Genomic DNA, 11767 nt, shown 5'->3' with positions numbered 1-11767 from the left:
TTATTATATACAGAACATGAGTTCTTATACTATAGGATTTTTGTGGTTATTTTTTACAAGGGCTGGTTGTTGATTTAATCGTAAGACCCCGCCGCTAAAGATATAAATTCGTATGCTGCAGGGTGGAAATGAAATCAAATGGGGAAGAGGGCGGTTCGGACACGGACTGTCCTCTTTCCTATGCCCTTAGATGGTGCCGTACATATTTAAACCCATAATGCGGCAAAATAGAATCAACATGGAAACGAAAGGTGCCATTATGAATAAACAAGACGCAGGTACGTTCACGCCGTTCAGCCCGTCGCTGCATGCAAACGTCGCAACGATTCGCGATCGCTTCGGCGGCAGTACGGATATCGTCATTCGGATGTTTCGCAGCGACGCGGCTCCGGACCGCGAGATTGCGATTATTTATGTGGATGGAATCGTGGACTCCGAGACCATAAACGAAAGTGTCATGGAGCCGTTAATGTCGATGAAGCTGCCTCAGCATGCGTACGTAAAGGGCGGAAAGCTGCTTGATGCGCTTCGCGGCTGCGTCGTTTCAATCGGCTCGGTGCTTACCATAAATACGCTGGAACAAGCGCTGCAATTTATGACGGACGGGCTTTGCGTGATTATGGCGGACGGAAGCACAGAGGCGCTGATGGCTGACGTGGGCGGAGGGGAGCAGCGAAGCGTCACGATTCCCCAGACCCAGACGGTTATTCGGGGGCCGCAGCACGGCTTTGTGGAAAGCATCCGGACTAACATCAGCTTGATCCGCCGCATTATTCGATCCTCCGACCTTCATGTGCAGATGCATAAGATTGGCCGGCAAACCCATACCAACGTGGCCGTGCTGTATTTGCACGGGATAGTTGACGAAGGGATCGTGAAAGAGGTTTACCGAAGATTGGCGGATATCGACATCGACGGCGTGCTCGAGAGCGGCTATATCGAAGAATTCATTCAAGATGAGACCTTTACGCTGTTTCCTACGATGTTGAATTCGGAGAGGCCGGATACGGTTGCGGCAGCACTGCTTGAGGGAAGAGTAGCGGTGATGATCGACGGTTCGCCAATGGCTTTAATGGCCCCGACCACCTTTTTTACGTTTTTCCAGTCGCCAGAGGATTATTATCAAAGATTTGATATTGCCACATTCGTGCGGCTCATCCGTTACGGCGCCTATGTCGTTTCCATTGTGCTGCCAGCCTTGTACATCGCGGTAACGACCTATCATCAAGAGATGCTTCCGACAACCCTGCTTATTAGTCTGGCAGCACAGCGCGAAGGCATTCCATTCCCGGGTCTAGTCGAAGCGCTTCTGATGGAGCTGACGTTCGAGGTGCTGCGGGAAGCAGGCCTGCGGATGCCGCGGGCTATCGGGCCTGCCATTTCGATCGTCGGCGCTCTCGTGTTAGGGCAGTCGGCCGTACAGGCGGGCATCGTATCTGCGGGGATGGTCATCATTGTCTCCTTTACGGCGATTTCGAATTTTGTTATGCCGGAATTCAATATGGCGGCCACCTCGCGTATTATCCGGTTTCTGTTCATGATTATGGCCGGTATTTTTGGTTTTTTCGGCATTTTTATATCGGTGCTGTTTATGCTGATCCATCTGACGTCGCTGCGCTCCTTCGGGGTGCCGTACATGTCTCCCATGGCGCCGGGACCAACTAAACAAGGACCATGGAGAGACGTGTTCATCAGGCTGCCATGGTGGGCGGTTGTCCTTCGGCCGCTGGATTTAAACCTGAGAAATCCAAAACGGAGGCCGAACGGGAAAAAGCCGCCGGCTCAGCGTCATTCCGATAAGGCTTAACGGGAGGGGAACGGCAATGAATAAATGGAGGCTGCTTCTGCCGCTGCTTGCATGCTTGCTGGCAACAGGCTGCTGGAACCGCGTGGAGCTGAACGATATAGCCGTTATTTCCGCATCCGGCTTTGACTGGAAGGACGGGAAGTGGGTGATTTCGTACCAGGTCGTCATACCGCAGGCGATTTCCAGCCAAAGCGCTGCTGGCAACTCGGCCGCGGTCAATGTATTCTCAACGAAAGGCGAGAGCTTTCGAAGCGCGGTCAGTAAGGCGAGCCAGGAGACTTCGCGCCGTCTTTATTTCTCGCATAATCAAATCGTTATCATAGGCCAAGAGGCTGCACGCAAAGGGCTGGGCCCGCTCCTCGACACCTATTTGCGCAATCATGACTCTCGCGAGACCGTAAGCGTCTATATAGCGAAAGGAAGCGCGCGGCGCATGCTGGAGCAGTTGATCCCGCTGGAGAAAATTCCAGGCGCAGCCATTCAACGGATGATTACCAATGAGGAAATGAACAGCTCTACCTTCCGTCAAATGACCATCCATCAAGTGCTGCTCGATTTGCTGGGTACGACGCACGCGACTAGCATACCTGGCCTGGTCGTGTCAGGGGCGAATGAAAATATTGATCGGGCTGAGCAGTTGACGCATACCAGCACGCCCAGCAAGGTTAGATTGTTTGATCTGGCGCTGATTGCAGGCGATAAGCTGGTAGGGTGGATTAACAATGGGGAGAGTCAAGGCGTCATGTGGCTTACCGATCATGTGAAGAGAACGACAATCGCCTTTGCCTGCTCGGAGGACGGAAAGGAGAAGGGCTCCTCTGTTCGCATTATACATGCGAAGACTAAGCTTAGACCCGAATTTTCAAACGGCAAGTGGATTATGTATGTGAATGTGAGCGCGGACGGGGCACTGATGGAATACAATTGCGAGGGCGACCTCGCGAAGCCGAAGCAGGTAGAGGAAGTCGAGGGGCTCATTGGAAGAGAAATCACTTCCATAATAGAACAGGGCTGGAAAGCAGTTCGCAGGCACCGGACCGATGTGGTTGGCTTTGGCAGTGCGATTCACAAAAAATACCCGAAGCAATGGTCAAAAATAAGCGACAGCTGGCCGGAGTTATTCCCAAACACGGAAGTAAAGGTATCGATAAAAGTGAAGCTGAATTCAACGGGCATGAGCGGAAGCGGATTTAAGAAGGAACAGAAAAAAGGCAGCCCATAAGCGGAAAGGAGAACGTATGCAGCAGATCGGAAAAAATCAGCTTTCTATTTTGATCGCCGTTTTTTTGATCGGCAGCACGCCATTGTTCGAGCTAGGCATTCAAGCAAAACAGGATGCTTGGATGGCGATGACGCTAGCCGCGTTTGCGGGACTGCTGCTTACGGTGATGTACGTGCGCATCCAGAAGCGTTCGCCCGAATCGGAGCTTGCCGAGCTTTACATCATGCATTTCGGAAAATGGATCGGCGGTTTTATCGGATTTCTCCACGCTATTTGGTTTGCTTACGAATCGATGCGAAACGTACGGGACGTAGGCGAGCTAACGATGATGGCGCTTCTTACCTTTACGCCTAAATGGATTGTTATGCTGCTTATCCTGAGCGCTGCGGCCTATACCGTCAGCAAGGGGATTGAAGTATTTGTCCGCGTGGTGCAGCTGTTGTTTCCGATCGTAGCCCTTAGCTATGCTTCCATTCTTTTGCTGATTTTTATTTCGAGACTGCCAAAATTGTCGCAATTGCTACCGATATTGGAAAATGGCTTCGGTCCGGTCATAAAGGCGGCATTTCCGGATTTAATGTCCTTTCCTTTTGGGCAAATGGTTATTTTCCTCGTTTTTTGGAAGCATGTGAGCGAGAAAAAAATCATCGGACGCGCTTCCTATTGGGCTTTTATCGGGGTATCCCTTTTTCTTATCCTCATGAATTCTCTCATCATGTGCGTATTAGGCCCAGAGATGGCAGCCATTACAGCGCTGCCGCTGCTTGAGGTCGTTCAATTGATTAGACTGGCTAACTTTCTGGAGCGGCTTGATGTCATTGTTACGCTGCTTCTGTTTATCGGTCTCTACGTGAAAATGACCGCGCTGTACATGGCGTCGGTATTCACGTTGAAGACGGTAACAGGCATAGCGTACCGTTACTGCGTGCTGCCGATCGGACTCGTTATCTATGGCGCGTCGTTCTTGGAACCGAATAATACGTATCACATCTGGATCGGGCTCGATGTTACGCTGAAGATCGTTCCTTTATTCCAGGTTATCCTGCCATTCCTGATGCTTGTGGTAGGTATAAGGAAAAAATATAAACAAGCCGCATAGACCGCATTAGCCGCCCTGCATTTCTCACCGAAACGGCTGCGCCGACATATTTTATGGGTACAGCTTGAAATATAAGCGATAAAACGACGTCAAACCGTGCTTATATTTTATCGCGAAACGGGCTTATGCCGCCAAAGGACTGCGTGAGCCGTTTACGCTTGCTTGAGGGGGATACATGCGTGAGCGATGCCAGTGGTTGCATAACCAGCATCATTCTTGTTACCTGCAATAAGCTTGACTATACGAAGCAATGCGTGGAAAGCATTCGGAGGCATACGCAGCGGGGCTGCTATGAGCTGATTATTGTAGATAACGGGTCGACGGATGACACGGTGGATTGGGCTAAAAGTGAAAGCGACATCATCTTTATTGAAAACGAAAGCGAGGCAGGTTATCCAAGAGGTAGCAATCAAGGCATAGCAGCGGCCTCGGGCGATCTGTTAATGCTGCTCGATAACGATACCATCGTTACGCCAGGCTGGCTTGACGGATTAAAACGCTGCATGTTCAGCGACGGTCAAATCGGCGCTGTGAGTCCCGTTACGAACGCGGCCCCTTCCGGAACGGCTATTCCGGTTACGTATAACAGTGTGGAGGAAATGGAGCTGTTCGCTTCCGCGCTGCATGCGATACCCAACCGTACGAGATGGGAGGAGCGCGTGAGGCTGGAGGGCTACTGCCTGCTGATGCGGCGCGAGGCTTGGGAGCGGGTCGGACCGCTTGACGAGAGCTTCGGCATCCGCGGCTTTAGGGATGACGATTACGGACTGCGGCTGCGGTTGGCAGGCTATAAGCTCATCGTATGCGGCGATGTTTTTATTCATCGTTCCGGCTCAGGCGGCATTGTCTGCAGCTCCGATCCCGAGTCGTACCAGCGGACTTTTAAGAAAGCCGCGAATGTTTTTATGGCAAAATGGGGCTTTCTTCCGGAAGAAGCAGCGCATATACGATTGGATTTCAGTACCGTTATTCAGCGGGAATCGCATGAGTTTAGGCGCGAGGATTGCTCCATCCTGGAAATTGGCTGCGGCTGCGGAGCGACAATTCTCCATATGAAGCAGCTGTTTCCGGCAGCCAAATGGTTTGGCGTCGAACGAAATGAGGTGGCGGCAGCCATTGCCGAAGCTTCGGGCATTTCGGTGTTCCGCTCAAACGAGCCGGCGCATTGGACGATACCAGCCGAAGGCGTAGACGGGATTATGATCGGGGATGCCCATGCTTACGGGAAGCCGCGGGCGATGGGACGGCTCGTCCGTATGCTGAAACCCGGAGGCTGGATTATCGGGTGCTTCGCGAACCGTTTGTATTTCGAGAACATCAGGCAATATTTAGATCCTTCGAATGTTAAAGCCCAGCGCCAAGCGGCTGTCCAGTACACGACGCAGCAGGTCAACCGGTTATTTGCGATGGCTGGCCTCTGCTGCGTAAAGGTAACGCTCTCCGAAAATAAACCGAAGGATCAGCTCGCTTATATTCGACTTCTTGATCAGGTAACGGACGGGGCGATATCGAATGAGCTGACCGCCGCTCATCTCCTTGTATATGGCCGCGTCGCTCGTGCTGCCTGCCAGCAGGATGCAGACGAAAAGGAAGCGCCTGCCGGACCGGAAAGCAGCGAGCCGGAAGCGGATGCAGCGGAAAGCGTTCGATGATACCCGGTTTCCCTCGATGCGCAGGCTTCGTGGGATGAACGCCCTCGCACCGGACCGAGACGATTAAAGGACTTATGATAATCATTTTCAAAAAAAGACTAGCATTATACTCGGGTTTTGCTATACAATTAAGGTTGTTGACGAAACCGAATATGTTCCGGGGAGCTGGTTAGGCCGGCTGAGAGGGGATTATCAGTACAATTCCGACCCGTTAAACCTGATCTGGATAATGCCAGCGTAGGGACAGAAGCTCTGTTTAGAAAGCCGGCTGGTCGATTCGATCAAGCCCCTGCTGGTTCAAACAGCTGCAAGCCGATGATATGGCGTCCTCCGGATTAGGAGGACGTTTTTTTTATTGCCGCGTGAAATCGGCAGCTTGGCACCGGATATTACGAGGACTCGTCGCCTTATACAAATAGAAGCAGTGAGAGGGGAACAAACATCATGAATCCAAGAAAAGCAGGAAAAATGTCATGGAGGCTGACAGCCGCTATGCTCGTCTTCGTAATGGCGCTGGCAGGCTGCGGCGCTAACAATAACGCGCCGGCAGCGACTGAGCAGCCGCAAGAGCAAGAGGGAACAGCGGATAAGCCGCTCGAGAAGGTGCAGGTCGTCCTGGACTGGACGCCGAACACCAATCATACCGGGCTTTATGTCGCTAGAGATAAAGGCTTCTTCAAGGAGCAGGGACTGGACGTGGAAATCGTTCAGCCGGGTCAAACCGGGGCTGATCAAATGGTCGCTTCCGGCAGCGCGCAGTTCGGCGTAAGCTATCAAGAATCGATTACGCTGGCGCGTATCTCAGGGGTTCCGATCGTGTCGATCGCAGCCGTGATCCAGCATAACACCTCAGGCTTTGCGTCGCCGCTTGCCAAGGGGATCGATTCGCCGGAGAAATTCGAAGGCAAAACGTACGGCGGCTGGGGAGCTCCCGTTGAAGAGGCGGTCATCCAATCGCTGATGCAGGAAAAAGGCGCAGACGTGGGCAAGGTTAACATGATCAGCATCGGCGACAGCGACTTTTTTACGGCGGTTAAGCGAGACATTGATTTTGCCTGGATCTATTATGCGTGGACAGGCGTAGAGGCAGAGCTTCGCGGCGAGAAAATCAACATGCTTTATTTGACGGATTACAGCGACAAGCTGGATTATTATACGCCGGTACTTGCTACGAACGAGACGATGATCAAGGACAAGCCGGAGATCGTAAAAGCTTTTACCGCTGCTGCGGCCAAAGGCTACCAATACGCGATCGACAATCCGGACGATGCGGCGGAGGTCTTGATCAAAGCGGAACCGGATTTGAACGCGGAGCTTGTGCGTGCCAGCCAAAAATGGCTGAGTCCGAAATACAAGGACGATGCGCCTCGCTGGGGCGAGCAGAAGCTGAGCGTTTGGGAGAATTACGCAGGCTGGATGTTTGAACATAAGCTTCTTGAGAAAGAGCTTGAGGCGGACAAGGCATTTACGAATGCGTTTTTGCCGGAATAACAGTTACAGTTACAAAAAAAGGCCGCTGTCTTTGACAACGATGAGAGAGAGGGAATATAAATGGCAAACGCATTAGTAAGCATTCAAATTTTACCGACAACGCCAGGCGGCGAAAGCGTCATCCCCTATGTGGACAAGGCTATTGAAATCATTAAGGCAGCGGGAGTGCCGTACCGCGTTGCGCCGCTCGAAACCACAATGGAAGGCGAGCTCAGCCATTTGCTTGGCGTGGTGCAGTCGATGAGCGAGGCGATGACGGAGATGGGCTGTCCATCGGTCATTTCGCAAATTAAAATTTATTATAATCCGGCAAACGGCGCTTCTATGGGCAGGCTGCTGGAGAAATATCCAGATGGGCAATAAGCGAAGCATTTGGACGAAAATAGGGCCGCCTGCCGGACTGCTTATCGTACTGCTCTTTGGCTGGCAGGCTGCGGCATGGCTTGAATTATTTGATCAATGGATGATCCCGTCGCCGATTTCAATCGTACAAGAAGCGATTGAAATATGGCCGCGGCTAATGGAGCATACGGAAGCAACGGTGCAGCTTACGCTGCTCGGCTTTGCGGGAGGATCGGCGGTGGGCTTCGTGCTCGCCGCTTTGCTGCATTTAATTCCCGGCGTACGAACGGCGGTATATCCGCTGCTTGTCCTATCGCAAAATGTACCCATTATCGCGATTGCGCCTATTTTGACGATGCTCCTTGGCTTTGGATTGCTGCCAAAGGCATTGCTGGTCATCATGGTATGTTTCTTCCCGATTACAGTGGCCATGCTGAGCGGCCTCATGAATACCGATGCGCAGCTTCGCAACTATTTGCAAATGATCGGGGTTCACAAGCTGGAGCTGTTTTGGCGGCTGGAGCTTCCGCATGCGATCGTCCATTTATTTTCCGGTCTACGGATTGCTGCCTCGTACAGCGTGCTGAGCGCGATTGTGGCTGAATGGCTTGGCACAAACAAGGGGCTGGGGGCATTTATGCTCATCTCGTCCAAGGGCTTTATGCCGGACCGGGTGTTTGCGGCCGTTTTTATTATCGTCGCCCTCAGCTTGACGTTGTTTGGCTTAGTAACATGGGCAGAACGTCTCGTCATTCGTTGGCGCCCTGAGAAAGAGGTGAGATAGCGAATGAACAGTACAGCAGGCAAACCATCGGCAACGCTGCAAGTAAAGGGTATTCGGAAGAAATATGGCAAGGGAGCGTCAAGCAAAGAGGTGCTGGCCGGCTTGTCCTTTACGGTAGCGGACGGAGAATTCGTATCGATTATAGGACCGTCCGGCAGCGGGAAAACGACGTTATTCCAAGTTATCGGCGGCATGGAACAGCCGTCGGAAGGTGAAATTTGGATCAATGGGAAGCATACGACCGGCGAGCGTGGCCATATTTCGTATATGCCGCAGCAATCGTCGCTGCTTCCTTGGCAAACCGTTACAGGTAATATTGAGCTGTCGCTGAAGATTTCGGGCGTCGACCGAAAGACGGCGAAGCTCAAGTCAAAAGAGTGGCTGGAGCGAATCGGCCTGCAGGAATACGCGAATGCCTACCCGCATGTGCTGTCAGGCGGCATGCAGCAGCGCGTTTCCTTCCTGCGCGCGCTGCTTGCGCCGCAGCGGTTGATGCTGCTGGATGAGCCGTTTGGGGCGCTGGACGCTTTAACCCGGCTGCAAATGCAGCAGTGGCTCATGTCCATTTGGGAGCAGAATCGCAGGTCGGTGGTGCTGGTTACGCACAGCATAGAGGAAGCTTTGTTCCTCTCGGACCGGATCCTTGTGCTCTCAGCGTCTCCGGCGGAGGTGTTGGAGGAGTTTCAGGTGCCTTTCGAGCGTCCGCGCCAGGAAGCTTTATGGACGGATCCGCAGTTCAACACGCTGAAGCAGCGTATTCATGGGCTCCTTAAGGCCGGCGCAAGGGAAGGGAGAATATAGCGGATGAGAGATATGGAAAAAGAGCGGCAGCCAGGGCAGTCTAGTTCACCGCCTGCCGCTTGCATAGACGCACATATCCATCTGGATCAGTATGCGGTGGAGGAACGGGCTGGATTGCTTGAGTGCGCCTTTGCTGAAGGGGTTGCGGGTGTGGTTGCAGTCTCGATGCATTTGGCATCGTCTAAGGCGAATCGGGAAATCGCCCAGCGTTACGCTGGACGCGTGCATCCGGCCTATGGCTTTCATCCCGAGCAGCCAATACCTTCCGCCGAGGAAGTCGATGAGCTGTTCGCATGGATTCGTATGAGGCATGCCGGGGGCGAGCCGTTCGCGATTGGCGAGGTAGGACTTCCCTATTATACGCGGACAGAGGCGGAGGCCACACGGGAAGGGGCGGCTTTTGACGAACAGCCTTATTTGGAGCTGCTTGAGCGCTTCGCCGCGCTGGCTGCGGAGCTGGACCGGCCGATCGTGCTTCATGCCGTGTATGAGGATGCGGAGAAAGCTTGCGATATTTTAGAGAAATACGGCGTTCGCAAAGCGCATTTCCATTGGTTCAAAGGCAGCGCGGACGTGATTAGCCGAATGGCAGCAAGCGGCTATATGGTGTCTGTAACGCCTGATGTTGCCTACGAGGAAGAAATCCAGCGGCTTGTAGAGCAGTATCCCATCGGGCAGCTAATGGTTGAGACAGATGGACCGTGGCCCTTCGAAGGGCCGTATGCAGGTTGCCGGACCCAGCCGCAAATGGCAGCGGATGCGGCGAAGCATATCGCGCGCTTGAAGCAGCTGCCTGCTCCGCAGGCTGCGGATCTCTTGCTTGCGAATACCCGCCGTTTTTACGGTATGCAATAAAGATTGCCGAATACGCCCGAGGGGCCGCTTCGTTTAGAGGAACACTCTGGCGGGGCGGTTTTTTTGTTTGGGACAGCCTCCATTCCAAGAAGGAAATTTTTGTATGGCAGCGAATCTCTTAATACATATGAATAAAGGAAATGACGGAGGTCAATGACAAATGATAAACGATTTTTTTGCGGCAGCCAGCAAGGGAGATACGGCACGATTAAAGGAACTGCTAGAAGTGAACCCCTTATTATCCAATACGGAGAACGGCGACGGGCTGACTCCCTTAGGTTATGCGGCGCATTACGGTCATGCCGATGCCGTTAAGCTGCTGCTAGAGCACGGCGCCGACGTGAATGCTTTATCGCATTCCAAAGTAAGCTATATTCCATCCAATACAGCCTTGCATGCCGCTATCGCGGGAGAAAGGGATATGGAGGTCATCCAAATGCTGCTCGCGCATGATGCGAAGCCAAATATCTTTGACAGCAACGGACATACGAGCTTGCATTCGGCGGCGTTCCATGACGATCATATTGAACTCATCGATCTGTTGATCGAATATGGGGCCGACATCCAGGCGAAGGCGGAGGGCGGAGTAACGGCACTAAGCTTGGCAGAGGAAAAAGGCAATTCCAAAGCAGCCGGCCGTTTAATCGAAAAAGGAGCCTTCGAATAACTGCGGCAAATTCAGGATTTGCAATCGAATGGTTATCTAATTCAGCGGCAGTCCCGGACTTTATAGTGCTGTCCGGGGCTGCTGCTGTATTTAATTTTCGGATCTAAACGAAGCAGCGTATAGGTGGAACGCGGTTATCGTTACCCTATTGTCCATTGCCAAATGCTGAGCTGCTGCATACAAAGATAAGGACAACAGGTACGATCACACGCGCTGCAGGAAGCGGCAGAAGGGAGTGGGACAATGGCACAGTTGTCCAGAAATCAATTTTTTGCGGTTCTGGCTCCTACCGTCATCAAGATCAGGCGGGAAGGTTCGACGATGTTTCCATCCGTGCGATTAGCGCAAAATTTGCTTGAAACCGGCGGCGTTATTCACCCGTGGTACAATTTAGGCGGCATTAAGGTTGGCAGCGGGCAATCGAACGCCTATTGGCAGGGCGAGGCTGTCGTGAAGGGGACATGGGAGGTTGTCGACGGGCGAAGCGAAACGACCCGGGCGGCATTCCGCGCCTACAAGAGCGTCTATCATTTTTACAAAGATTTAGATTTATTGCTGGCGACCCCGCGGTATGAACGCGTTCGGAAGGCTTTAACGCCAGAGCGGCAAGCGGATATGCTCTTCGCGTGCGGCTATGCGACAGATCCCGCTTACCCCATAAAATTAAAATCGATCATTAACCAATATGGCTTAAAACGCTTTGACGCCGCAGGCAGCAAGCAGTTTCCGAAGCCGGAGAAACTGAAGGATGCCGAGCTTATTGTAGTTTTGTACCAAGGACAGTTTATTTCAGACGGCTATCTGCTTGGAGGAGTGACTTGGGTGCCTGCCAGGCTGCTCGGAGAAGCACTCGGAGCAGCAATCGATTGGACGGGAACGCAGGTAACCGTCAACGGTAGTGCGCTGGAGTCCATTTTGTCCGAAGCAACGGGGTATGTTCCGGTTCGAGCATTGGCAGCAGAGCTGGGTCTTACGGCGAATTGGGATCCCTTAGCCAGAGTCATTTTGCTGGAATAGGGTAAACAGAAAACAGCTCATTGAGATATA

Annotated in this window: 11 protein-coding genes and 1 riboswitch; all 11 genes read left to right on the top strand. The window is 52.6% G+C overall.

Annotation, left to right across the window (positions count from 1 at the left end):
• Nucleotides 1-259: 259 nt before the first annotated feature.
• On the top strand, nt 260-1807 hold the full coding sequence (locus MRBLPE1_RS01740; RefSeq protein ID WP_364140740.1) for a spore germination protein: 1548 nt from the start codon (nt 260-262) through the stop codon (nt 1805-1807).
• 16 nt (nt 1808-1823) lie between these two features.
• Nucleotides 1824-3029 carry a Ger(x)C family spore germination protein gene (locus tag MRBLPE1_RS01735; protein WP_364140738.1) on the top strand — a complete coding sequence of 402 codons (1206 nt, stop codon included), beginning with the start codon at nt 1824-1826 and terminating at the stop codon, nt 3027-3029.
• Nucleotides 3030-3045: 16 nt separating this feature from the next.
• Nucleotides 3046-4128 carry a GerAB/ArcD/ProY family transporter gene (locus tag MRBLPE1_RS01730; protein WP_364140736.1) on the top strand — a complete coding sequence of 361 codons (1083 nt, stop codon included), beginning with the start codon at nt 3046-3048 and terminating at the stop codon, nt 4126-4128.
• 179 nt (nt 4129-4307) lie between these two features.
• Nucleotides 4308-5780 carry a glycosyltransferase gene (locus MRBLPE1_RS01725; protein ID WP_364140734.1) on the top strand — a complete coding sequence of 491 codons (1473 nt, stop codon included), beginning with the start codon at nt 4308-4310 and terminating at the stop codon, nt 5778-5780.
• A 148-nt stretch (nt 5781-5928) separates the two neighbouring features.
• A riboswitch (TPP riboswitch) is annotated at nt 5929-6041 on the top strand.
• A gap of 183 nt (nt 6042-6224) precedes the next feature.
• Nucleotides 6225-7271, top strand: a complete 1047-nt coding sequence (locus MRBLPE1_RS01720; RefSeq protein WP_364140731.1) for an ABC transporter substrate-binding protein — start codon at nt 6225-6227, stop codon at nt 7269-7271.
• A 60-nt stretch (nt 7272-7331) separates the two neighbouring features.
• Nucleotides 7332-7634, top strand: coding sequence for a thiamine-binding protein (locus MRBLPE1_RS01715; RefSeq protein ID WP_308994609.1), 303 nt, complete (start codon nt 7332-7334; stop codon nt 7632-7634).
• Nucleotides 7624-8397, top strand: coding sequence for an ABC transporter permease (locus MRBLPE1_RS01710; RefSeq protein WP_364140728.1), 774 nt, complete (start codon nt 7624-7626; stop codon nt 8395-8397). The genes MRBLPE1_RS01715 and MRBLPE1_RS01710 overlap by 11 nt, the downstream gene beginning before the upstream one ends.
• 3 nt (nt 8398-8400) lie before the next feature.
• Complete coding sequence (locus MRBLPE1_RS01705) at nt 8401-9198, top strand: ABC transporter ATP-binding protein (RefSeq protein ID WP_364140725.1); 798 nt, start codon at nt 8401-8403, stop codon at nt 9196-9198.
• A gap of 3 nt (nt 9199-9201) precedes the next feature.
• Entirely contained in the window at nt 9202-10053 is an 852-nt protein-coding gene (locus MRBLPE1_RS01700; RefSeq protein ID WP_364140723.1) for a TatD family hydrolase, read from the top strand.
• A gap of 160 nt (nt 10054-10213) precedes the next feature.
• On the top strand, nt 10214-10720 hold the full coding sequence (locus tag MRBLPE1_RS01695) for an ankyrin repeat domain-containing protein (RefSeq protein WP_364140721.1): 507 nt from the start codon (nt 10214-10216) through the stop codon (nt 10718-10720).
• A 243-nt stretch (nt 10721-10963) separates the two neighbouring features.
• Nucleotides 10964-11737: a glucosaminidase domain-containing protein gene (locus MRBLPE1_RS01690; protein ID WP_364140718.1), complete on the top strand. Its 774-nt coding sequence runs from the start codon at nt 10964-10966 to the stop codon at nt 11735-11737.
• Nucleotides 11738-11767 lie beyond the last annotated feature (30 nt).

This window comes from Paenibacillus sp. LPE1-1-1.1, assembly GCF_040676435.1.
GTDB lineage: Bacteria > Bacillota > Bacilli > Paenibacillales > Paenibacillaceae > Pristimantibacillus.
The sequence above is the reverse complement of the archived record's forward strand: the minus strand, read 5'-3'. Positions and strand labels throughout refer to the sequence as shown.